General features: G+C 72.1%; 15 protein-coding genes. 5 read left to right on the forward strand and 10 right to left on the reverse strand.

Annotated features, from left to right (window positions below; all coding sequences use genetic code 11):
• The first annotated feature begins 176 nt into the window (after positions 1–176).
• Positions 177–2039: a glycosyl hydrolase family 18 protein gene (locus ACQP09_RS00555; RefSeq protein WP_433395030.1), complete on the forward strand. Its 1863-nt coding sequence runs from the start codon at positions 177–179 to the stop codon at positions 2037–2039.
• 73 nt (positions 2040–2112) lie between these two features.
• Here ACQP09_RS00555 and ACQP09_RS00560 read toward each other — a convergent pair whose 3' ends face one another.
• Positions 2113–3612: an acyl-CoA synthetase gene (locus ACQP09_RS00560; protein ID WP_433395031.1), complete on the reverse strand. Its 1500-nt coding sequence runs from the start codon at positions 3610–3612 to the stop codon at positions 2113–2115.
• A gap of 197 nt (positions 3613–3809) precedes the next feature.
• Here ACQP09_RS00560 and ACQP09_RS00565 point away from each other — a divergent pair, with 197 nt between their 5' ends.
• Positions 3810–6233 carry a penicillin acylase family protein gene (locus ACQP09_RS00565; RefSeq protein ID WP_433395033.1) on the forward strand — a complete coding sequence of 808 codons (2424 nt, stop codon included), beginning with the start codon at positions 3810–3812 and terminating at the stop codon, positions 6231–6233.
• Between the two features lie 73 nt (positions 6234–6306).
• On the opposite strand, the gene ACQP09_RS00570 is transcribed toward ACQP09_RS00565, so the two are convergent.
• Positions 6307–7857: an acyl-CoA synthetase gene (locus ACQP09_RS00570; RefSeq protein ID WP_433395035.1), complete on the reverse strand. Its 1551-nt coding sequence runs from the start codon at positions 7855–7857 to the stop codon at positions 6307–6309.
• Positions 7854–8963, reverse strand: coding sequence for an NAD(P)H-dependent flavin oxidoreductase (locus ACQP09_RS00575; RefSeq protein WP_433395037.1), 1110 nt, complete (start codon positions 8961–8963; stop codon positions 7854–7856). Before ACQP09_RS00575 ends, ACQP09_RS00570 begins: the two co-directional genes overlap by 4 nt.
• A gap of 224 nt (positions 8964–9187) precedes the next feature.
• Here ACQP09_RS00575 and ACQP09_RS00580 point away from each other — a divergent pair, with 224 nt between their 5' ends.
• Positions 9188–11101: a serine hydrolase gene (locus ACQP09_RS00580; RefSeq protein WP_433395038.1), complete on the forward strand. Its 1914-nt coding sequence runs from the start codon at positions 9188–9190 to the stop codon at positions 11099–11101.
• A gap of 196 nt (positions 11102–11297) precedes the next feature.
• Positions 11298–12461, forward strand: a complete 1164-nt coding sequence (locus ACQP09_RS00585; protein WP_433406442.1) for an SGNH/GDSL hydrolase family protein — start codon at positions 11298–11300, stop codon at positions 12459–12461.
• Between the two features lie 38 nt (positions 12462–12499).
• Here ACQP09_RS00585 and ACQP09_RS00590 read toward each other — a convergent pair whose 3' ends face one another.
• On the reverse strand, positions 12500–14083 hold the full coding sequence (locus ACQP09_RS00590) for a phytoene desaturase family protein (RefSeq protein ID WP_433395040.1): 1584 nt from the start codon (positions 14081–14083) through the stop codon (positions 12500–12502).
• Positions 14084–14250: 167 nt separating this feature from the next.
• Complete coding sequence (locus tag ACQP09_RS00595; protein ID WP_433395041.1) at positions 14251–16518, reverse strand: tetratricopeptide repeat protein; 2268 nt, start codon at positions 16516–16518, stop codon at positions 14251–14253.
• Between the two features lie 235 nt (positions 16519–16753).
• On the opposite strand from ACQP09_RS00595, the gene ACQP09_RS00600 reads away from it, so the two are divergent.
• A complete protein-coding gene (locus tag ACQP09_RS00600) occupies positions 16754–17209 on the forward strand; it encodes a hypothetical protein (RefSeq protein WP_433395043.1) in 456 nt (151 codons plus the stop codon).
• Between the two features lie 57 nt (positions 17210–17266).
• On the opposite strand, the gene ACQP09_RS00605 is transcribed toward ACQP09_RS00600, so the two are convergent.
• The 5 genes from ACQP09_RS00605 to ACQP09_RS00625 all read right to left on the reverse strand — a co-directional run bounded on the left by ACQP09_RS00605 (position 17267) and on the right by ACQP09_RS00625 (position 23195).
• Positions 17267–19660 carry an ATP-binding cassette domain-containing protein gene (locus tag ACQP09_RS00605; protein WP_433395045.1) on the reverse strand — a complete coding sequence of 798 codons (2394 nt, stop codon included), beginning with the start codon at positions 19658–19660 and terminating at the stop codon, positions 17267–17269.
• A 148-nt stretch (positions 19661–19808) separates the two neighbouring features.
• Positions 19809–20225, reverse strand: a complete 417-nt coding sequence (locus ACQP09_RS00610) for a VOC family protein (protein ID WP_028417068.1) — start codon at positions 20223–20225, stop codon at positions 19809–19811.
• 10 nt (positions 20226–20235) lie between these two features.
• Positions 20236–20655: a helix-turn-helix transcriptional regulator gene (locus ACQP09_RS00615; RefSeq protein WP_432150240.1), complete on the reverse strand. Its 420-nt coding sequence runs from the start codon at positions 20653–20655 to the stop codon at positions 20236–20238.
• Between the two features lie 105 nt (positions 20656–20760).
• Positions 20761–22131: an ACP S-malonyltransferase gene (gene fabD, locus ACQP09_RS00620; RefSeq protein ID WP_433395047.1), complete on the reverse strand. Its 1371-nt coding sequence runs from the start codon at positions 22129–22131 to the stop codon at positions 20761–20763.
• Positions 22131–23195, reverse strand: coding sequence for a ketoacyl-ACP synthase III family protein (locus ACQP09_RS00625; protein WP_433395048.1), 1065 nt, complete (start codon positions 23193–23195; stop codon positions 22131–22133). The genes fabD and ACQP09_RS00625 overlap by 1 nt, the downstream gene beginning before the upstream one ends.
• Positions 23196–23206 lie beyond the last annotated feature (11 nt).

Genomic DNA, 23206 nt, shown 5'->3' on the forward strand with positions numbered 1-23206 from the left:
GCTTTCGACGCTCAACGATCTTTTGGTCCAGACCTCTTGACGATTGGTCTAGGCCTTCTTAGGGTCACGGCAACACTGCAGAGGTGCCGAGAAGAGACATCACGTGCTCGAGGCCACGCAGGGTTGTCAGGCCAGGGACCCCCCATGGCCTCCGGAGTTCACCCGAGGAGCCTTCCTTGAGCACCGACGCACGATGGCGCAGAGCCAGACCCACCCGGAGCACCAGCCCGAACAAGCGGTCCAAAGCCCTCGCGGGCGCCACCGCACTGCTCCTCCCGCTGGCCGCCATGGTCGGCCTCGCCAGCCCCGCGGAAGCCGCGACCTCGGCCACCGCCACGTACACGAAGGCGTCCGACTGGGGCTCCGGCTTCGAGGGCAAGTGGACGGTGAAGAACACCGGCACTACCACGCTCACCTCCTGGACCATCGAGTGGGACTTCCCCGCGAACACCAAGGTCACCTCGGCCTGGGACGCGACCGTCACCAACTCCGCGAACCGCTGGACGGCGAAGAGCCTCGGCTGGAACGGCACCCTGGCCCCCGGCGCGTCCGCCTCCTTCGGGTTCAACGGCTCCGGCTCCGGCGCGCCCTCCGGCTGCAAGCTCAACGGCAACCCCTGCGACGGCGGACCCACCGTCCCCGGTGACAACGCCCCCTCCGCCCCGGGCAAGCCCACCGCGAGCGACATCACCAACACCTCGGTGAAGCTCTCCTGGGCGGCCGCCACGGACGACAAGGGCGTCAAGAACTACGACGTCAAGCGCGACGGCGCCACCGTCGCCACGGTCACCGGCACCAGCTGGACCAACACCGGCCTGACCGCCGGCACCGACTACAGCTACACCGTGGTCGCCCGCGACACCGCCGACCAGACCGGCCCGGCCTCGGCCGCCACCACGGTCCGCACCACCGGCGGCGGAGGCGGTGAGAACCCCGGCGGCGGCAAGATCAACCTGGGCTACTTCACCAACTGGGGCTCGTACACGGTGAAGAACCTCGTGACCTCCGGCTCCGCCGAGAAGATCACGCACATCAACTACGCGTTCGGCAACGTGCAGAACGGCAAGTGCACCATCGGCGACGCGTACGAGGACTACGAGAAGTCCTACACCGCCGCCAACTCCGTCGACGGCAAGGCCGACGTCTGGGACCAGCCGCTGCGCGGCCACTTCAACCAGCTCCGCAAGCTGAAGGCGCAGTACCCGCACATCAAGATCCTGTGGTCGTTCGGCGGCTGGACCTGGTCCGGCGGCTTCGGCCAGGCCGTCCAGAACCCGACCGCGTTCGCGCAGTCCTGCTACGACCTGGTCGAGGACCCGCGCTGGGCCGATGTCTTCGACGGCATCGACCTGGACTGGGAGTACCCCAACGCCTGTGGTCTGACCTGTGACAGCAGCGGCCCGGCGTCGATCAAGAACATGATGCAGGCCATGCGCGCCAAGTTCGGCCCGAACAACCTGCTCACCGCCGCCATCACCGCGGACGGCTCCAACGGCGGCAAGCTGGACGCCGCCGACTACGGCGGCGCCGCGCAGTACATCGACTGGTACGACGTGATGACGTACGACTACTTCGGCAGCTGGTCCGCGCAGGGTCCGACGGCCCCGCACTCCCCGCTGACGTCGTACCCCGGCATTCCGGCTCAGGGCTTCAACTCGGCGGACGCGATCGCCAAGCTGCGGGCCAAGGGCGTCCCGGCCTCCAAGCTGCTGCTCGGCATCGGCTTCTACGGCCGCGGCTGGACCGGAGTCACCCAGTCCGCTCCCGGTGGCTCCGCCTCCGGCCCGGCGGCCGGCATCGAGCCCGGCAACCAGTACTACAAGGTCCTGAAGACCACCTGCCCGGCCACCGGCACCGTCGGCGGCACGGCGTACGCCCACTGCGGCAACAACTGGTGGAGCTATGACACCCCGGCGACCGTCGGCACCAAGATGGCCTGGGCGAAGAGCCAGGGCCTGGGTGGCGCGTTCTTCTGGGAGTTCAACGGCGACACCGCCAACGGCGAACTCGTGACCGCGATCAGCAACGGTCTGAAGTAAGCACCGGTACGACGTCGAGCCCGCCCTCCCCCGCACGTGGGGAGGGCGGGCTCGACGTCTTTTACGGGGCCTGTCAGACCAGCCGGTCCCGCAACTCCCGCTTGAGGATCTTCCCGCTGGCGTTGCGCGGGAGTTCGTCCACGAAGACGATCCGCTTCGGCGCCTTGAAGTGGGCCAGCTTCTCGCGGGCGTGGTCGATGAGTTCGGTGTCGGTCGCCTCCTCGCGCAGGACCACGACGGCGGTGACGGCCTCGACCCAGCGTTCGTCGGGCAGGCCGATGACGGCTGTCTCGGCGACGGCGGGATGGGTGTAGAGGGCGTCCTCCACCTGGCGGGAGGCGACCAGGACGCCGCCGGAGTTGATGACGTCCTTCACCCGGTCGACCACGGTGAAGTAGCCCTCGGCGTCGCGGATCGCGAGGTCGCCGGAGCGGAACCAGCCGTCGCGGAAGGCGTCCGCCGTCTCCTCGGGCTTGTCCCAGTAGCCGGTGCAGAGTTGCGGCGAGCGGTAGACCACCTCGCCCGGGGTTCCGTCCGGGACCTCGCGGCCCTCCTCGTCGACCACACGGGCTTCCACGAAGAGGACGGGCCGGCCGCAGGACTCCATCCGGCCCTCGTGCTCGTCGGGGCCGAGGACGGTGGCGAGCGGGCCGATCTCGCTCTGGCCGAAGCAGTTGTGGAAGGCCAGGTGCGGCAGGCGGGCGCGGAGCCGTTCCAGGACGGGTACGGGCATGATCGACGCCCCGTAGTACGCCTTGCGGAGCGCGGAAAGGTCCCGGACGGCGAAGTCCGGGTGGTTGGCGAGGCCGATCCAGACGGTGGGCGGGGCGAACAGGCTGTCGGCGAGGCCCGCTTCGACCAGGTCGAAGATCCGGCCGGCGTCCGGCCCGTCCAGGATGATGTTCTCCGCGCCGACCGCCAGATACGGCAGCAGGAACACATGCATCTGGGCCGAGTGGTAGAGCGGCAGCGAGTGCACGGGCCGGTCGCCCGCCGCCAGGCCGAGCGCGGTGATCGCACTGACGTACTCGTGGACCAGGGCCCCGTGCGTCATCATCGCGCCCTTGGGGAGGGCGGTGGTCCCGGAGGTGTAGAGCAGTTGCACCAGGTCGCCGGAGCCGGGCGCGCGCTCCGAGGTGAAGGGCCTCTCGGTGTCCAGGGCGTCGAGGAGCGATCCCGGGGCGTCGCGCAGGGCGCGTACGGGACGGCCGGCCGGGACGCGGTCCGCCAGGTCCGGGTCGGTGAGGACGAGGGCGGAGCCGGACTGGTCCAGGAGGTACGCCAGGTCGTCGCCGGTCAGGTTCTGGTTGACCGGGACGTGGACGAGGCCGGCCCGGGCGCAGGCGAGGAAGGCGATCAGGTAGGCGTCGGAGTTGTGCGCGTACGAGGCCACCCGGTCGCCGGGGTGCAGCGCGTGTTCGGCCGTCAGGACGGCGGCCGCGGTGGAGACCGCCGCGTCCAGGGCGCCGTAGCTCCAGGCCCGGTCGCCGTACCGCACGGCGATCCGTTCCGGGGTGCGGCGGGCGCTGCGGGTGAGGACGCCGTCGACGGTACTGCTGCGTACACCGGTCATGGGCGTGATCCTGTGCCGCAGGACGCGGCGGGTCAAGGGGCCGTCGGGGAGTGCCGGGGAGTGATCGGGGCCGCCTGAGCGGCCGGATACCGACCAGACGGTTGACAGAGGGACGAGTGCCCTGGCTGAGTGGCGCGTGGCTGCCCGGCGGGTTCGGGCAACCTCCTTGGCCACCCGCCTTGTTGGGAGGAACACCCTTGACCTTCCGTAACCGTCTGAGACTGTTCGCGGTCTCGTCCCTCGCCCTGTTCACCGTGTCGGCGTCGCTGCCGCCGGCCATCGCCTCCGGAGGAGCTGAGGCCCGGCACCTGTCCGGCGGCGGGCGCTCCGCCACCATCCGGTACACGGAGTACGGCATTCCGCACATCGTGGCGAAGGACTACGCCGCCCTGGGCTTCGGCACCGGCTGGGCGCAGGCCGCCGACCAGGTGTGCACGCTGGCCGACGGGTTCGTGACCGTGCGCGGCGAGCGGTCGAAGTTCTTCGGGCCGGACGCGGCACCGGGCGGCTCGCTCTCCTCGGCGACGAAGAACCTCTCCAGCGATCTGTTCTTCCGGGGCGTCCGGGACAGCGGGACGGTGGAGCGGCTGCTGAAGGTGCCGACTCCGGCGGGCCCGAGCCGGGACGTCAAGGAGTCGATGCGCGGGTTCGCCGCCGGGTACAACGCGTGGCTCGCGCAGAACCGCACCCGCATCACCGATCCCGCCTGCCGCGGCGCCGCCTGGGTACGGCCGGTGAGCGCACTGGACGTGGCGGCCCATGGCGCCGCGCTCTCCGTGCTCGGCGGCCAGGGGCGCGGCATCGACGGCATCACGGCCGCGCAGCCGCCGACGGTCGCACCGCCCGCCGCCGGAGTCACGCCGAAGGAGGCGGCGGCGGCCGCCGAGCGCCTGCTGTCGACGCAGGACGCGGACATGGGCTCCAACGCGGTCGCCTTCCGGGGCTCGGCCACGGCGAACGGGCGCGGCCTGCTCCTCGGCAACCCGCACTACCCGTGGGACGGCGGCCGCCGCTTCTGGCAGTCGCAGCAGACGATCCCCGGCGAGCTGAACGTGGCGGGCGGCTCGCTCCTCGGCTCGACGACCATCTCGATCGGCCACAACGCGGACGTGGCCTGGAGCCACACCGTAGCGACGGGCGTGCCGCTGAACCTGCACCAGCTGACGCTGGATCCGGCCGACCCCACGGTCTATCTGGTGGACGGGGTGCCGGAGCGGATGACGCAGCGTACGGTCACCGTGCCGGTGAAGGGCGGCGCGCCGGTGACGCGGAGCCAGTGGTGGACCCGGTACGGCCCGGTCGTCACCGCGTTCGGTGCGGCGCTGCCGCTGCCCTGGACGGCGTCCACCGCCTACGCGCTGAACGACCCGAACGCCGCGAACCTGCGCGCCGCCGACACCGCGCTCGGTTTCAGCAAGGCCCGCTCCACCGCCGGGATCGAGCGGTCGCTCCGCCGCTCGCAGGGGCTGCCGTGGGTGAACACGATCGCCGCCGACCGGTCGGGAAGCTCCTTCTTCTCGCAGTCGCAGGTGCTGCCGAGGATCACGGACGAGCTGACGGTCCGCTGCTCGACGCCGCTGGGCCAGGCCACCTATCCGTCGGCCGGTCTCGCGGTGCTGGACGGCTCGACGTCGGCGTGCGCGCTCGGCCGCGACCGGGACGCGGTGCAGCCCGGGATCTTCGGGCCGGGCCGGATGCCGACGCTCAGAGACGCCCCGTACGTCGAGAACTCCAACGACAGCGCCTGGCTCACCAACGCCGACCGGCCGCTGACCGGCTACGAGCGGGTCTTCGGCACGGTCGCCACGCAGCGGTCCATCCGGACCCGGGGCGCGATCGAGGATGTCGCGGCGATGGCGGAGCGCGGGCGGCTGCGCGTCGGTGATCTGGAGCGCCAGCAGTTCGCGAACCGGGCGCCGACCGGCGATCTGGTCGCGGCCGACGTGGCGCGGTGGTGTGCGGCGCTGCCCGGCGGGACCGCTGTCGGCGGCGACGGTACGGCGGTCGATGTGTCGGCGGCCTGCCCGGTGCTGCGGCGGTGGGACCGGACCGTGGACAGCGACAGCCGGGGCGCGCTGCTCTTCGACCGGTTCTGGCGCAAGGCGGCTTCCTCGGTGCCCGCGGCAGCGCTGTGGAAGGTGCCGTTCGACCCGGCCGATCCGGTACGTACGCCGCGCGGCATCGACACCGCCGCGCCCGGCCTGCCCAGGGCTCTGGCCGACACGGTGACGGAGCTGCGGGCGTCGGGCATCGCGCTGGACGCGCCGCTGGGCAGGCACCAGTTCGTCGTACGGAACGGGAAGCGCATCCCGGTCGGCGGCGGTACGGAGTCGCTCGGCATCTGGAACAAGATCGAGCCGGTGTGGAACCCGGCGGCGGGCGGCTACACGGAGGTGTCGGCCGGTTCCAGCTACATCCAGGCGGTCGGCTGGAACGCCGGCCGGTGCCCGGTGGCCCGGACGCTGCTCACGTACTCCCAGTCGTCCAACCCGAACTCGCCGCACTACAGCGACCAGACGCGGCTGTTCTCCGGTGAGCGGTGGGTGACGTCCCGGTTCTGCGAGAAGGACATCGCGCGCTCGCCGCAGCTGAAGGTGGTGCGGGTGCACGAGCGGCGGTAGCCGGCCGGCGGGGTCTGTGAGGGGTTCCCTTCTCGCAGACCCCGCTCCAGGGGCCGTTCTCCCACAGATCCCGCTACAGGGGCCGTTCGTGGCCCTCCCAGTACGGTTCGCGCAGCCGCCGTTTGTAGAGCTTGCCGTTGGGGTCGCGGGGCATGGCGGCGATGAAGTCGAGGGAGCGCGGCCGTTTGTAGCCGGCGAGCCGTTCCTCGCAGTGCGTGAGGATCTCGGCGGCGAGCGCGTCCCCGGCTTCGTACCCTTCGGCCGGTTCGACGACCGCCTTGACCTCCTCGCCCCGGTCGGCGTGCGGGATGCCGAAGGCGGCGGCGTCCGCGACGGCGGGGTGGGTGAGCAGGGCGGATTCGATCTCCGCGGGGTAGATGTTCACGCCACCGGCGATGATCATGTCGATCTTGCGGTCGCGGAGGAAGAGGTAGCCGTCCGCGTCCAGCACACCGAGGTCGCCGACGGTGAAGAAGTCGCCGATGCGGTTCTTCCGGGTCTTGGTCTCGTCCTTGTGGTAGCTGAAGCCACCGGTGCTCATCTTCATGTAGACCGTGCCGAGTCGACCGGCCGGCAGCCGGTTTCCGTCGTCGTCGAAGACGGCGAGTTCGCTGATCGGCCAGGCCTTGCCGACGGTCCCGGGCTTCTTCAGCCACTCCTCGGCCGTGGCGAACGCGCCGCCGCCCTCGCTGGCCGCGTAGTACTCCTCGACACAGCTCCCCCACCAGTCGATCATGGCGCGTTTCACATGGTCGGGACAGGGCGCGGCCCCGTGGATGGCGTGGCGCATGGAGGAGACGTCGTAACGGGTCCTGACCTCGTCGGGCAGCGCGAGGAGTCGGTGGAACTGCGTCGGGACCATGTGCGTGTGGGTGCAGCGGTGGGCGTCGATGAGACGGAGCATCTCCTCGGGCGACCAGCCGTCCATGAGGACGAGCGGGTGTCCTATATGGAGAGCGGCGCTCGCGAATTGGAGCACTGCTGTGTGGTAGAGCGGCGAGCAGACCAGGTGGACGTTGTCGTCGAACGGCCGGATGCCGAAGATGCCGAGGAAGCCGCCGAGGTACGTCTCCTCCGGGAGCTTGCCGGGCAGCGGTCGGCGGATGCCGCGCGGGCGGCCGGTGGTGCCCGAGGTGTAGTTCATGACCCAGCCGAGGGTGCGGCCCTCGGGCCGGGTGGCGGGGTGGCCGTCGAGCAGGTCGGCGTACGGGCGGCAGCCGGGGACCGTGCCGACGGCGTAGCGGTGGCTCTCCGGGAGACCGGCCTCGTCGGCGGCTGCGGTCGCGGCGGCGGCGAAGCGTTCGTGGGTGATGAGGACGCGGGCACCGGAGTCGGTGACGATCCAGGCCATCTCGGGGCCGACGAGGTGGTGGTTGACCGGGACCAGGTAGAAACCGGCCTGGGAGGCGGCGAGGTGGGCGGTGAGGAGTGCGGTGCCGTTGGGCAGGACGACGGCGAACGCGTCGCCCTCGCTCATCCCGGCCGCGCGCAGTCCGTGGACCATGCGGTTGACGTCGGCGTGCAGCCTCCCCGCGCTCCACTCCTCGCCGTCGGGCGCGACGAGGACGGTGCGGTCGGGGTCGGCGGCGGCCTGGGCCCAGAAACCGTTGGGCGGCTGGTTCACGTGGCGCTCCTTCCGGCGATGCGGTTGATGCGGGTGACGGCCCGTTCGAAGCCGCGCGTCAGGTCGTCGACGACCGCCTGCACACTGCGTACGGTCTCCATCCGGCCGACGATCTGGCCGACGGGCGTGCCGAGCAGCTCGCCGACCTCGTACTTCTGGATCCGGGAGACGGCGTCGGCCACCAGCAGGCCCTGGAGCGGCATGGGCAGGGTGCCGGGTCCGGCCGGGTCGTCCCAGGCGTCGGTCCACGCGGTACGGAGCTGGCGTGCGGGTTTCCCGGTGAGGGCGCGGGAGCGGACGGTGTCGCCGGAGCCGGCGGCGAGGAGCTTGCGGGTGAGGGCCTCGGAGTGGAGATCGGCCTCCTCGGTGGTGAGCCAGACGGAGCCGAGCCAGACGCCCTGGGCGCCGAGGGCGAGTCCGGCGGCGGCCTGTTCGCCGCTGCCGATGCCTCCGGCGGCGAGTACGGGCAGCGGGGCGACGGCCTCGACGACCTCGGGGACGAGCACCATGGAGCCGATCTCGCCGGTGTGGCCGCCCGCTTCGTAGCCCTGTGCCACGACGACGTCGATGCCCGCGGCCGCGTGCCTGCGGGCGTGTTCGGCGCTTCCGGCGAGGGCGGCGACGAGGACGCCGTGGTCGTGGGCGCGGGCGATGACGTCGGCGGGCGGGGAGCCGAGGGCGTTGGCGAGGAGCTTGATGGGGTGGTCGAAGGCCACGTCGAGCTGGCCTCGGGCGACCTCCTCCATCCAGCCGGTGATCCGCCAGCCGCTCGCCTCGCCTTCGGGGAGTTCCGGGACGCCGTGGCGGGCCAGCAGATCCTGGACGAACCCCCGGTGCGCGTCCGGGATCATCGCCTCGACGTCCGCCTCGGTGACCCCTTCGACCTTCTTGGCCGGCATGACGACATCGAGTCCGTACGGCCTGCCGTCGGCCAGCTTGTCCAGCCGGTCCAGGTCGCGGGCCAGCTCGCGCGGATCGGTGTAGCGGACCGCGCCGAGCACACCGAAACCGCCGGCTCTGCTGATGGCCGCCGCGACGGCGGGGAACGGCGTGAAGCCGAAGATGGCGTGCTCGATGCCCAGTTCTCTGCTCAGCTCCGTCTCCATGGGCGGCAGGATGCCGCAGCCGTTCGGCCGAGGGAAGAGATTTTCTGATGCCGTGTCAGATTCTTTGCGTGCCCGGAGGCGTACGGGACGGCGGAGGCGACAGTAACCTCTGCGGCGGCAGGAACTTTCACTGCTCGGCGAAATTTCGGAAGTTACTTTCGCGCCGGAGCGGTCGTGCGGGGATCGGCCCCGGCGGCCCTTCCGGGCATGGGAAGGGGTTGCGGATGACCGGGTACGCGGCGGAGAACGGGGACACGGCGGGCGGCGGGGAGCCGGGAGGAGCCGGGCACACGGCGGGTGACGAGAAGCCGCGGGGAAGCGGGAGCGGCATCGGCCGGCGGAGGCTGGGCGGCGGGATACTGGCACTCGGCGGCGCGCTCGTGCTGGCGCCGATCCCTCTGGCGGGGGCGGCCGAGCGGAGCGCGCCGGGCACGGTGGCGGCGGAGACGGGAGCGGGCATGGGATCGGAGGCCCGCCGGCCCAGGCCCACGTTGCGGCGGGGCAGCGCCACACGCGCCGGGCTGCTCCAGGGGCCGCTGGACCAGCTCGTCCGGGAGGCGGAGGCGTACCTCGCCGACTCGCCCAAGCACCCCTGGTACGCGGGCGCGGTGCTGCTCGCCGGACGGGGCGGCACGGTCGCGTTGCACCGGCCGATCGGCCATGCCGTGCGCTACGCGGCGTACGACGAGAACACGGACACCGGGGTGGAGTTCCCGGTGGAGCAGCAGATTCCGATGGCCGAGGACACCGTCTTCGACCTGGCGTCGATCTCCAAGCTGTTCACGTCGATCCTGGCGGTGCAGCAGATCGAGCGCGGCGCGCTGGAGCTGGAGGCCACCGTGGCCTCGTACCTTCCCGACTTCGCGGGCGGCGGCAAGCAGTCCGTCACGGTCCGTCAGCTGCTCACCCACACCACGGGTTTCCGGTCCTGGATCCCGCTCTACCAGGAGCCGACCCGGGAGGGAAAGCTCCGGATGCTCTGGAACGAGGTCCCGGCGAGCACACCCGGCAGCGCCTACCTCTACTCCGACCTCAACCTGATCTCGCTGCAACTGATCCTGGAAGAGATCACCGGTCGCACTCTGGATGGCCTGCTCCACGACGAGATCACTGCTCCGCTTTCGATGCACCGCACGCGCTACAACCCGCCCGCCTCCTGGAAGCCGAAGATCGCGGCCACCGAGGACGCCCGGCTCCCGTGGTCCGGCCTGGAACGCGGCCTGGTCTGGGGCGAGGTGCACGACGAGAACGCCTACGGTTTCGACGGCGTGGCCGGTCACGCCGGGGTCTTCTCCTGCGCCTGGGACCTGGCCGTCCTGGCCCGGACCCTGCTCAACGGCGGTGTCTACGGCCGCGCCCGCATCCTCTCCGAGGACTCCGTCGACCTCCTCTTCACCGACTTCAACACCGCCTTCCCCGGCGACGAACACGGCCTCGGCTTCGAGCTCTACCAGCACTGGTACATGGGCGCGATGGCCACGCCGCGCTCGGCGGGCCACACCGGCTTCACCGGGACCAGCCTGGTGCTCGACCCGTCCACCGACACGTTCCTGATCGTGCTGGGCAACTCGGTCCACCCCGTTCGGAGCTGGCGCTCGGGCAGCGCGCCCCGAGTCGCGACCGCCAACCAGCTGGCCCGGGCAGTGCCGGTCCGGCCGGAGCGAGGACGTACGGCCTGGTTCTCCGGCATGGCGAGCGCCTCCACCGCCACGCTCACCCTGCCCGCACTCCGCCTGGACTCGGCGCGCTCCCGGCTGGAGTGCGCCCTGTGGTGGGACACCGAGCCCGGCTCCGACCGGCTGGTGCTGGAGGCGTCGGCCGACGGGGCGTGGCAGCCGGTGCCGTTCACCACCGTGGGGCCGGGCCGCCACCGCCCGGAACCTCAGCCGCGCCCGGAGGGCTGGGTCTCCGGCTGGTCCGGGCGGGTGTGGCACCGGCTGGAGGCGGACCTGTCGGCCTGGCGCGGCAAGAGCGTCCAACTGCGGTGGCGGTACGCGACGGACCAGCTGTACGTGGGGCGCGGCGCGTACGTGGACTCGCTGCGGGTACGGGACGGCGCCGCCACGGTCTTCGACTCCGGCCGCCCCCGGGACGCGGGCCGGATCGCGGCGGCGGGCTGGGTGCTGTCGGCCGACTGAGCGGCGGGGCGGGCGGCGCGCTGCGCAATGGGCTGTCGCGCGCCGCCGGCTGCCGCCAGAATGGCAGCACCGTTCCGTCCAGGGGCTGTTGGACGTCACCGAGCCCCGTCAAGGTCGGTCCGCGTGCGCGTTCCCCGGGACCGATCCCAGGAGGCCCGACCCCATGAGCAGCGTCCCGCACACCGCAGCCCTCCCCGTGACCGGCCGGGTTCCCGCGACGGCGAGACGGGGTCTGCTGTACGCGGCGGCCACCGGCATGGTGGCGGCTCTCACCGCCCCGGACGCGCGGGCGGCCGGTCACCGCGAGGCCGCCCGCCCGCACCCCGCCACGCCCTGGACCACCTCCTGGGCCACCGCGCAGACCGCGCCCACGGCGGACGACCCGCTCGCGGCCGCCGGACTCACCGACGGGCTCTACACCACCCGGCTGCGGCTCTCGGCGGGCGGGCAGGTCAGACTGCGGTACGCGCACGCCTTCGGGACCGCGCCGGTACTGGTGGGCCCGGTGACCGCCGACGGCCGCCCGGTCACCTTCGCCGGGCAGCCGCAAGGATGGCTGGCCGCCGGCGCGACCCTCACCAGCGACCCGGTGGAGGGCCTCCGCGTGCCGGACGGCTCCCTGCTGACGGTCGAGACGCGGCTCCCGGGCCCCACCGGCCCGCTCTCCTTCCACCGCAACACCCACGCCTGGCACACCGTCGACGGCGTCCGCACCCGGTCCGTCCTCCTCCTGACCGGCGTCGAGACGACCGGCGCGCGCGGCCCGGTCGTCGCCGTGCTGGGCGACTCCATCGCCGAGGGCTCCGGCACACCCGACGACGCGGACCTGCGCTGGCCCGACCAGCTGGCGCGCCGGTTGCCCGGCTCCGCCGTCGCCAACCTCGGCATCAGCGGCAACCGGCTGCTGCTCGACAGCGCCCCGTACGGACCCGGTGGCCAGGCCCGCTTCGACCGGGACGTGCTGTCGCTGCCGGGGCTGCGGACGGTCCTGGTGCACCTGGGCGTCAACGACCTCTTCCATGTGCCCGCCGAACGCGACCCGTCGCGGATGGTGGCCGCGTACCGCCAACTGGCCCTGCGCGCCCGGTCCGCCGGGCTGCGGGTGGTGGGCTCCACCATCACCCCGTTCGAAGGGTGGCCGCGGTGGACGCCGGAGCAGGACGCGGTACGCCGACGGGTCAACGAGGCCGTGCGGACCGGGCGGATCTTCGACGCCGTCACCGATGTCGACGCCGCGCTCCGGGACCCGGACCGTCCGTCCCGGCTGCTGCCGGAGTACGCCAGCGGCGACGGCCTCCATCCGGGACCCGCGGGCCACACGGCCATCGCCGCCGCCGTCGAACAGCGGCACCTGCGGTAGGGGCTGGGGGTGTCCGGCGGATCAGGGCCGGACACCCCCTAACCCAGCGCCGCCATCGCCGCGTTGTGGCCGGGCACCCCGCTGACCCCGCCGCCGCGCACCGCGCCCGCTCCGCAGAGCAGGACGTTGGCGTGGGCGGTCTCGACGCCCCACTTCCCGGTGGCCTCGGCCGCGTACGGGAAGGAGAGGTCGCGGTGGAAGATGTGGCCGCCGGGCAGGCGGAGGTCCCGTTCGAGGTCGAGCGGGGTCTTGGCCTCGATGCAGGGTTCGCCGTTCTCGTCGCGGGCCAGGCAGTCGGTGATCGGCTCCTCCTGGTGGGCGTCGAGTTCGGCGAGGGTGGCCTTGAGCAGGGCGGCGCGGGTGGCGTCGTTGTCGGCGGCGAAGAGGCGGGCCGGGGTGTGGAGGCCGAAGAGGGTGAGGGTCTGGTAGCCGCGCGCGGCGAGGTCGGGGCCGAGGATCGAGGGGTCGGTCAGCGAGTGGCAGTAGATCTCGGACGGGGGTGCGGCGGGCAGCCGTCCGGCCGCCGCGTCCCGGTAGGCGTCGGCCAGCTGCCCGTACCCCTCGGCGATGTGGAACGTACCGGCGAAGGCCTGCCGGGGGTCGACGGACCGGTCGCGGAGGCGCGGGAGCCGGGTGAGCAGCATGTTCACCTTGAGCTGGGCGCCTTCGGCGGGCGGTGGCGGGGTCTCGCCGAGGAGGGCGGCGAGCGCCTGCGGGGAGGCGTTGACCAGCACCCGGCGGGCGGCGACGGTGTGTTCGCCGTCCGGGGTGCGGACGGTGACCTCGGCGTGGGTGCCGTCGGTCTCGATCCGGGTCGCCTCGTGCCGTACGCGGATCTCGGCGCCCGCCGCACGGGCGGCCCCGGCCAGCGCGTCGGTGAGGGCGCCCATGCCGCCGACGGGGACGTCCCAGTCGCCGGTTCCGCCGCCGATCACGTGGTAGAGGAAGCACCGGTTCTGGAGGAGCGAGGCGTCGTGGGCGTCGGCGAAGGTGCCGATCAGGGCGTCGGTCAGCACCACGCCGCGTACCAGGTCGTCGCTGAAGTTCCGTTCGACGGCCACGCCGATCGGCTCCTCGAACAGCGTCCGCCAGGCTTCCGGGTCGTCGATCCGGGCCCGTAGCGCCTCCCGTTCGGGCAGCGGTTCGGTGAGGGTCGGGAAGGCCCGTTCGGCGACGCGCCGCGTCATGGCGTAGAAGCGCTGCCACGCCTCGTACTCGCGCTCGCCGCCGGTCAGCGCGGCGAACGACTCCCGCGTCCGGTCGCCGCCGACGAGGAGTCCGGTGGGGCGTCCGTCGCGGACGGCCGGGGTGTACGAGGACACGGTCCGCTTCCGTACGGCGAAGGCGAGGCCGAGATCCCGGACGATCTTCCGCGGCAGCAGCGAGACCAGATAGGAGTAGCGCGAGAGGCGGGCGTCGACGCCGGCGAAGGGGCGGGTCGAGACGGCCGCTCCCCCGGTGGTGTCCAGGCGTTCCAGGACGAGGACGGACTGTCCGGCGCGGGCGAGGTAGGCGGCGGCGACCAGACCGTTGTGGCCGCCGCCCACGATCACGGCGTCGTAGCGGCCCCGGGCGGGTGCGCCGGGGTGGGGAGCGGACGGTTCAGGTTCAGGTGCGGGCATGCACCTTCGTAACATGGAGGGCTGTCCTCCGGCCAGAGGTCTTGGGGCCGTTTCCGCAGGCGGGGACCTGTTCGGAGGGGCGGCTTCCGCAGGCGGGGGCCTGATCGCGGGGGCGGCTTCCGCAGGCGAGGGCCTGTTCGCGAGGGCGGCTTCCGCAGGCGGGGGCTTCAGTTCGGCGGCAGCGCGTTCTGGGCCCGGTGGGCGGCGAGCGTGCGGAACAGCTCGGCGGACTCCTCCTTCCGCCCCAGCCGGTCCAGGCAGTGCGCCTCGTCGTGGCGGGCGGCCAGGGTCTCCGGATGGTCGGGGCCGAGGGATCGGCGGCGTGCCTCGGCGACCTTCCGGTACGCGGTGAGGGCGTCGGTCCACCGGCCGAGCCAGCCGAGCGCGACGGCGACCTCGCGGCAGCTGGTCACGGTGTCCGGGTGGTCGGCGCCGAGCGTGCGCTCGCGGATCGCGCACACGTCGCGCGCCTCGGCGAGCGCCTCCTCCCAGCGGCCCATCCGCCCCAGGTTGACGCCCAGACCGTGGCGGGCGCGGAGTGTCTCGGGGTCGGACGGTCCGCCCACCCGCGTACGGTCGGCGACCAGGCCCCGGTACAGCTCCAGGGCCTCGGCGCTGCGGCCGAGCCGGCCGAGGCTGATACCGGCCTCGTAGCGGGCGGCGAGGGTGTCGGGATGGTCGGCGCCGAGCGTGGCCGCACGGGCCCGGGCGACCTCCTGGTAGGTCTCCAGCGCTTCCGCCCAGCGCCCCAACCGGCCCAGCGTGTAGGCGACTTCGTACCGGGTGGCGAGCGTGTCGGGGTGGGTCGCGCCGAGCAGCCGGGCCCGGTCGTCGGCGACCTGGGTGGCCAGCTGCCACGACTCCTCGGGCCGTCCGAGGCGGCTGAGGTTGAACGCCAGATTGTGGCGGCAGCGCAAGGTCTCGGGGTGGTCGGGGCCCATGGAGCGGGTCCGGGCGGCGAGGACCGCCGCGTACACCTGATGGGCCTCGAAGTGGCGGCCGAGCTGGCCGAGGACGTGGGCGGTCTGCTGCCGGGCGGCGAGGGTCTGCGGGTGGTCGGGGCCCAGGGCGCGTTCGCGGCCCGCGGCGACCTGGCCGAACTCGCGCAGCGCGTCGGCGGCCCGGCCGGTGCGGCTGAGGGTGAGGCCGACCTCGTACCGGCTGGCCAGCGTGTCCGGATGGTCGGGGCCGAGCACGCTCTCGCGCTCCGCCGCCACCGCGCGGTGCACCTCGCCCGCCTCCTCCCACCGGCCCAGCCGCCCCAGGTCGACGCCCGAGCTGTGGCGGCCGGCGAGGTCGGCGAGCAGCTCGGGGGTGGGTGCGATGGGCCTCAGCCCGGTGGAACCGTCGGTGTCGGAGGGTGCGGTGGTGGGTTTCGCGGTGGTCCAGCGGCCGGTGAGTCCCGCGGCGGGGTCGGGCAGGGCGGCCCCCGGGACGAGGGAGGCGGTGGCCTTGTGTCCGGGGGTCATGTCGCGGGCCCAGGACGGCAGTTCGGAGTCCGGACGGAGGACGGCGGGCGGAGTGGCGTGGGGCGGCCCGGTCAGCGGGGCCGACGGGTAGGCGAGGCCGGTCACCGCCTGACCGCCGGTGCGGCCGAGCACGATCCGGCGGCGCAGGTCACCCGCGTCGGCGGGCCGCTCGTCGGGGGCCTTGGCCAGCAGGTCCAGGACGACACGGTCGAAGAAGCCCGGGAGTTCGGCGCGGTGGGTGCGCGGCGGTTCGGGCGGGGTGTCGCGGTGTCCCACGAGTACGGCCCAGGCGTCGTCCAGGTCGAACGGCGGTACGCCGGTGGCGATCTCGTACAGCACACAGCCGAGCGAGTAGAGGTCGCTGCGGTGGTCGACCTCCTTCCCGCCGATCTGCTCGGGCGACATGTAGTGCGGGGTGCCCATGGCGATGCCGGTGGTGGTGAGCCGGGAGGTGACGCCGATGTCGTGGCCGAGACGCGCTATGCCGAAGTCGCAGATCTTCACCGTGCCGTCCGTCAGCCGCATGATGTTGGCGGGCTTCAGATCACGGTGGACGATGCCTTGCCGGTGCGTGTAGCCGAGCGCGTCGGCGACCTGCTCGGCGATGTCGACGACATGGTCGACGGGGAGCGGGCGCTGCTGGTTCTCCTCCAGGAGCTGGCTCAGGTTGTGCCCCTCCAGCAGCTCCATGACGAGGTAGAGGACGCCTTCGTGCTCGCCGAAGTCATGGACGACGGTGACGCCCCGGTGCTGGAGGGAGGCGGCGACCCGGGCCTCGCGGCGGAAGCGCTCGCGCAGGATGCGGGTGGAGGCCTGGTCGTGCTGGGGGACCATGGGCTTGAGGCACTTGACGGCGACCAGACGGCCCAGCGACTCGTCCCGCGCCCGCCACACCTCGCCCATGCCGCCGCGCCCGATCAGATCGAGCAGCCGGTACCGGCTCTGGATCAGCCTGGTGTCCGCCATCTCCCGTTTCTCGCCCCCGTCGTTCCCCGCCACTGCCCGCGCGCCCTCCCCGGCCCGTCCAGTATGGCGGCCTCCCGGCGGAGCCGGTACGCGGCGGGGCGCACTGCCGGACGACGCCTGGGCGTACGGGCGGTGCCAGGACGCGTAACAAGATCAGGAACAATGGTACGACGCGGGGCCTGCGGGGACGGAGAGCCGTCGCGGCACGGCGGAACGATCGACGAGCGGGGGAATCATGCCCAGGTGGGGGCTGTTGGTGGAGCAGAACCTCGGGCTCGGCGGTCAGCGCCGGGTCTGGTCGGCCGGTGTCATGGACCATGTGGACGGTACGCGCGAGGAGGCGCTGGAGGTTCTGCGGCAGCGGGCCGAGACGTACCGGCCGGTGCATCCGGCCAGCCCGAAGCGCCGGAGGCTCTACCGGGAGTCCGACGGGTTCGTGCTGGTCCTGGACGGGGCCTGGCAGAGCTTCCACTGCCGGTTCACGGTGATCGAGGAGCTGTACGACAGCGCGGCGCCGAAGCCCGTACCTCCGGCCGCCCCCGAACCGGAGCCGGAACCGGAACCGGTGCTCCCGCCACCGCCGAAGCCGCGGCCGCGGCCGGAACCGGAGCCCGAGCCTGAACAGCCGCGGGCGTGGGACGCGGATGTTCCCGAGGTTCCGTCGTGGCTCCGCCGCGACCGGCCGTCCTGAGCCGCGAGGACCGGTTCGGGGCCGGAGGGCGTCCCCCGGCCCCGTAGAGGACTTCCGTCAGCCTCCGACGTACGCCGCGAGGTGCTCGCCCGTGAGGGTGGAGCGGTCGGCGACCAGGTCGGCCGGGGTGCCCTCGAAGACGATCCGGCCGCCGTCGTGTCCGGCGCCGGGGCCGAGGTCGATGATCCAGTCGGCGTGCGCCATGACCGCCTGGTGGTGCTCGATGACGATCACCGACTTTCCGGACTCGACCAGCCGGTCGAGCAGCCCGAGCAGCTGCTCCACGTCGGCCAGGTGCAGACCGGTGGTCGGCTCGTCGAGGACGTACACACCGCCCTTCTCGCCCATGTGGGTGGCGAGCTTCAGCCGCTGGCGCTCGCCGCCGGAGAGCGTGGTGAGCGGCTGGCCGAGGCGGAGGTAGCCGAGGCGGACGTCGGAGAGGCGGGTGAGGATCTTGTGTGCGGCGGGGACGCGGGCCTCCCCCTCGGCGAAGAACGTCTCCGCCTCGTCCACCGACATCGCGAGGACCTCGCTGATGTCGCGGCCGCCGAGGTGGTGGTCGAGCACCGAGGCCTCGAACCGCTTGCCCTCGCACTCCTCGCAGACGGTGGCGATGCCCGCCATCATCGCCAGGTCGGTGTAGATGACCCCGGCGCCCTTGCAGGTGGGGCAGGCGCCTTCGGAGTTGGCGCTGAACAGGGCGGGCTTCACGCCGTTGGCCTTGGCGAACGCCTTGCGGATCGGTTCGAGGAGCCCGGTGTAGGTGGCCGGGTTGCTGCGGCGGGAGCCGCGGATCGCGGTCTGGTCGACGGAGACGACGTCCTCGCCGGCCGGGATCGATCCGTGGATGAGCGAGCTCTTGCCGGAACCGGCGACGCCGGTGACCACGCAGAGGACGCCGAGCGGGATGTCGACGTCGACGTCCTGGAGGCTGTGGGCCGAGGCGCCGCGGATCTCCAGCGTGCCGGAGGGCGTGCGCACCTTCTCCTTGAGGACGGCCCGGTCGTCGAGGTGGCGGCCGGTGAGGGTCCCGCCGGCCCGCAGTCCTTCCACCGTGCCTTCGAAGCAGACGGTGCCGCCCGCGCTGCCGGCGCCGGGTCCGAGGTCGACGACGTGGTCGGCGATGGCGATGGCCTCCGGCTTGTGCTCCACGACGAGCACGGTGTTGCCCTTGTCGCGCAGCCGCAGCAGCAGGTCGTTCATGCGCTGGATGTCGTGCGGGTGGAGGCCGATGGTGGGCTCGTCGAAGACGTACGTGACGTCCGTGAGCGAGGAGCCGAGGTGGCGGATCATCTTGACGCGCTGCGCCTCACCGCCGGACAGCGTGCCCGAGGGCCGGTCGAGCGAGAGGTAGCCGAGGCCGATCTCGACGAACGATTCGAGCGTGCCGAGCAGCGCGCTGAGCAGCGGCGCCACCGAGGGCTCGTCGAGTTCGCGCACCCACTCGGCCAGGTCGCTGATCTGCATCGCGCAGGCGTCGGCGATGGAGATCTTCTTGATCTTCGAGGAGCGGGCGCCCTCGCTGAGCCGGGTGCCCTCGCACTCGGGACAGGTGGTGAAGGTGACGGCGCGTTCCACGAAGGCGCGGATGTGGGGCTGCATCGCCTCCTTGTCCTTGGAGAGGAACGACTTCTGGATCTTGGGGATCAGCCCTTCGAAGGTGAGGTTGGCGCCTTCGACCTTGACCTTGGTGGGCTCCCGGTAGAGGAAGTCCTGCATCTCCTTCTTGGTGAATTTACGGATCGGCTTGTCCGGGTCGAGGAAGCCCGACTCGGCGTAGGTCCGCACGGTCCACCAGCTGTCCGACTTCCAGCCGGGGATGGTGAACGCGCCTTCGGAGATCGACTTGGTGTCGTCGTACAGCTGGGTGAGGTCGATGTCGGAGACCGTGCCCCGGCCCTCGCAGCGGACGCACATGCCGCCGGTACGGGTGAAGGTCTGCTTCTCCGTCCTGGTCCCGGCGCCGCGCTCCACCGTGATCGCGCCGCTGGCCTTGACCGAGGCCACGTTGAAGGAGAACGCGTTGGGCGAGCCGATGTGGGGCTTGCCGAGCCGGCTGAAGAGGATGCGCAGCATCGCGTTGGCGTCGGTGGCGGTGCCGACGGTGGAGCGGGGGTCGGCGCCCAGCCGCTGCTGGTCGACGATGATGGCCGTGGTCAGCCCTTCGAGCACGTCGACCTCGGGGCGGGCCTGCGTCGGCATGAAGCCCTGGACGAAGGCGCTGTAGGTCTCGTTGATCAGCCGCTGCGACTCCGCGGCGATCGTGTTGAACACCAGCGAACTCTTGCCGGAGCCGGAGACCCCGGTGAACACCGTCAGCCGGCGCTTCGGGATCTCGATGTCGACGTCCTTGAGGTTGTTCTCGCGCGCCCCGTGCACCCGGATCACTTCGTGGCTGTCCGCGACCGGCTGCGCTGCCGACTGCGATCCGGTCTTTGCGGCCTTGCTCATCGTCTCTCCATCTGTCGCGCGGGGCCGCCGCCGCTCACGTCCGTCTCCGGCGGCCCCGGCCCGGTCTCACCAGGTTCGAACGTCACGTTCTATTCTCGTCCGCCCCGGTCCCGCACCGCAGCGGAACCGGTCCATCGGCGGGGGGGCTTCAGCCCTTGCGCGGCTGGTTGAAGCGCAGCATGTTGCCGGCCGGGTCGCGGAAGGCGCAGTCGCGGACGCCGTAGGGCTGGTCGATCGGCTCCTGGAGCACCTCGCCGCCCGCGGCGCGGATGCGCTCGAAGGTCGCGTCGACGTCGTCGGTGGAGAAGATGACACCGCGCAGCAGGCCCTTGGCGAGCAGCTCGGCCATGGCCTGCTTGTCGGCGGCCGGGGCGTTGGGGTCGGCGAGCGGCGGTTCGAGGACGATCTCCACGTCCGGCTGCGCCGGGGAGCCGACCGTGACCCAGCGCATCCCCTCGAACCCGACGTCGTTGCGTACCTCCAGGCCGAGAACGTCCCGGTAGAAGGTGAGCGCCTTGTCGTGGTCGTCGACGGCGATGAAGGTCTGTGCGAGCTTGATTTCCATGGGGTTCACGCTACGGACGGGGTGGCGCTTTCGCTTCTCCATTCCTGACTGGTCGCGTGTGGATCTTGGCGACACAGGCCGGGATGGCAGCGCCTTCCTCGTGCGGCCGCGCCCGGTAGGCGCTGGGGCTCTCGCCGACCAGCTCGGTGAAGCGGGAGCTGAACGACCCGAGCGAGGTACACCCGACGGCGAAGCAGACCTCGGTCACCGACAGGTCCCCGCGGCGCAGCAGCGCCTTGGCCCGCTCGATCCGGCGGGTCATGAGGTAGCTGTACGGACTCTCGCCGTACGCGGAACGGAAGCTGCGGGAGAAGTGCCCCGGCGACATGAGCGCACCACGGGCGAGCGCCGGCACGTCGAGCGGCTCCGCGTACTCACGGTCCATGCGGTCACGGGCCCGGCGCAGCCGGACGAGGTCCTCCAGCGTCACTCAGCCATCTTCCCATGGGAGCGGAGTGAGCGAGAGGTCGTGCCCCCGCTCGCCGTCGTGCGCCTCCCCGACGGCAGAACGAAGTAATGCCGCAACCGGCGCTCGTCACACGAGGGCGCGGATCGCCTCGATGGTCCGGTCCACGGTGAGGGTCCCGTTCGCGCAGTCGCGCAGCAGGGCCGTCACCCGTTCGTCCTGGTATGCGCGCAGAGGCGCGGGTGGGGCCTCCGGCGCTGCGGCGGGGGCGACGGCCGGGGTGCCGCCGGCTGGGGCACCGGCGTGGGCGATGGCTGGGGCGATGTCGTCGCGGGTCAGGAGGTGGTCCGCCAGGGCCGCGCAGGAACGGTGCTGGAAGATGACGTCCGGCTTGAGCGGAATGCCGAGGGCCGTCCCGGCCCGGCGGGCCAGGCGTACGTAGATGATGGAGTTCAGGCCGAGCTGCCGGAACGACGCGTCCTCGTCGAAGCTCAGCGCCTCGTCGCCGATCTCCGGCTGGAGGATCTCGCGCCTGATGCGCTCGATCAGGTCGCGGCGTGGATCGGGCGCGGGCTCTGGCGCGGTGGTGATCGCGGGCTCTGGCGCGGTGGTGATCGCGGGCTCCTGCGCGGTGGTGGTCGCGGGCTCCCGCGCGGTGGTGATCCGGTCGATGAGCGAGGTGAGCACCTTCGATTCGCCCAGTTCCGTGAAGACCGACACGCCCGCGTCTTGCAGATACCGGATGCAGTCGGTCCAGCGGACGGGCTGGGCGATCTGCTCGGCGAGCAGTGCGCGGACTTCCTGCGTGTCGGGGCCGAACGGCCGGCCGGTCACGTTGGAGATGACCGGGGTCCGCAGTTCGGCCAGGTCGACCGAGGCCAGTAGGTCGCCGAAACGCGCGGCGGCCGGGGCCATGGCCGGCGAGTGGAAGGGTCCGCTGACCCGGACGGGGATGAAGCCCCGGACACCCTCCACCTTCTCGAAGACCGGCTTGATCCGCGCCAGTTCCTCGTGGCTGCCGGAGAGCACGATCTGTTCGGGCGCGTTGTAGTTGGCGATGACGACGCCGGTGGCGCCGTGCTGCTTCAGGGTCTCCTCGGCGATCTGTTCGGAGACACCGACGACCGCGGCCATCGCACCGCCGCTGACCTGGCCCATCAGTTCCGCACGGCGTTGCACCAGCGTCAGGCCGCCTTCGAAGTCGAAGGCGCCGGCCGCGAACAGGGCGCTGTACTCGCCGAGACTGTGGCCCGCGAAGAAGTCCGCGGGTGGCAGGTCCTCCCGCGCCGCCGACCAGTGCAGCGCGTTGACGACGTAGATCGCCGGCTGCGCGTACGCCGTCTCGGACAGCCGTCGTTCCGGGTTCTCCAGACAGAGCTCCTCGACCGAGTATCCGAGCACCCGGTCGGCGCGCCGAAGGAGGTCGGGGAACCTTCCGAACAGGCTGCGTCCCATCCCCTTCTTCTGGGTGCCCTGTCCCGGGAACACGTAGCAGCGCATCAGATCCGCCCGGCCCCGAGGTCGAATCCGGCCGGCCGCGTCGGCCACGCGGGAAGCTCGGTGATCCGGACCACTGCGCACGTCCAGGTGAAGCCGGCGCCGACGCCGAGCAGCATGCAGAGGTCGCCGACGTCCACGGCGCGCTCCCGCACGAGGTGGTCGAGTCCGGCGATCTGGTCGCCCGCGCCGAGGTGGCCGACGGTGCGGCCCCAGGACCAGGTCGTGAGATCGAGGTCGATGTCGAGTGCGGCGAGGACCTCGCGCTGCAGCACGGTGCGTCCGAAGTGCGGGACGACGAACCGGGCGATGTCGCCCAGGCGTATGTCGGCGTCCTGCAGGGCTCCGTCGACGCAGTCGCTGAGGCCGGCCCGGAACCGGCGGGTGAACTCGTCGAGCTCGACGTCTCCCAGGTACTGCAGCTTGCGCAACCGCAGGTCGATGGGGAGCGTCGGGTCGTGGTGGGGCGTGAAGGGCGCGTCGCCGCGGTGCAGGCGCTCCAGGGTGGGATCCGACACCGTGGAGGTGCTCAGCACCTGGGCGAACCCGGACCTCGTGCTGAGCACCATCGCCGACGCGCCGTCACCGGGGACGATGCCGATGTCGCTGTTCCAGCGGTCGATCGCGGGCAGGCTGACCTTGTCGGCGGTGGTCACCAGCGCCGCCACGTCGTCGGTGGCCGAGAGGGAACGCGCCGCGATGTCCAGCGCGGTCATACAGCCGTTGGAAGCGTTCTTGACCTCGAAGGCGAGCGCCGGATGGTCCCCGAGCACTTCGCGGTGGATGTAGGAAGCCGTCGGATAGAGCTCAAGTCCTTGGAAGTACACGCAGGCGTGCAGCAGCAGCGCGATGTCGTCGGCCCGGTGACCCGACCTTTCCAGGGCATCTCTGGCAGCGGCCACCGCCATCTCGGGCGGGGCTTCGTCCGTGGCTTCGCAGACCGATTCGAGTTGCGTGTCCTCGGCGTCCTGGGCGTCGAACCGGCCGTCGGCGACGGCCTGTTCGACCTTGGTCGCCGGAGGCAGGTAGGTCGCGGTGCCCGCGATGAACAGGGCCTCTGTCTTCACTTCCCGTTCCC

The organism is Streptomyces sp. CA-146814 (assembly GCF_050942385.1).
In the GTDB taxonomy this organism is placed as follows: domain Bacteria; phylum Actinomycetota; class Actinomycetes; order Streptomycetales; family Streptomycetaceae; genus Streptomyces.

What these genes read in the sequence shown, in the direction of transcription:
- ACQP09_RS00560 (WP_433395031.1), bottom strand. Translation starts at nt 3,612, where the DNA reads ATGACCGGTGTACGCAGCAGTACCGTCGACGGCGTCCTCACCCGCAGC.
- ACQP09_RS00575 (WP_433395037.1), bottom strand. Translation starts at nt 8,963, where the DNA reads ATGGAGACGGAGCTGAGCAGAGAACTGGGCATCGAGCACGCCATCTTC.
- ACQP09_RS00580 (WP_433395038.1), top strand. Translation starts at nt 9,188, where the DNA reads ATGACCGGGTACGCGGCGGAGAACGGGGACACGGCGGGCGGCGGGGAG.
- ACQP09_RS00590 (WP_433395040.1), bottom strand. Translation starts at nt 14,083, where the DNA reads ATGCCCGCACCTGAACCTGAACCGTCCGCTCCCCACCCCGGCGCACCC.
- ACQP09_RS00595 (WP_433395041.1), bottom strand. Translation starts at nt 16,518, where the DNA reads ATGGCGGACACCAGGCTGATCCAGAGCCGGTACCGGCTGCTCGATCTG.
- ACQP09_RS00600 (WP_433395043.1), top strand. Translation starts at nt 16,754, where the DNA reads ATGCCCAGGTGGGGGCTGTTGGTGGAGCAGAACCTCGGGCTCGGCGGT.
- ACQP09_RS00605 (WP_433395045.1), bottom strand. Translation starts at nt 19,660, where the DNA reads ATGAGCAAGGCCGCAAAGACCGGATCGCAGTCGGCAGCGCAGCCGGTC.
- ACQP09_RS00610 (WP_028417068.1), bottom strand. Translation starts at nt 20,225, where the DNA reads ATGGAAATCAAGCTCGCACAGACCTTCATCGCCGTCGACGACCACGAC.
- fabD (WP_433395047.1), bottom strand. Translation starts at nt 22,131, where the DNA reads ATGCGCTGCTACGTGTTCCCGGGACAGGGCACCCAGAAGAAGGGGATG.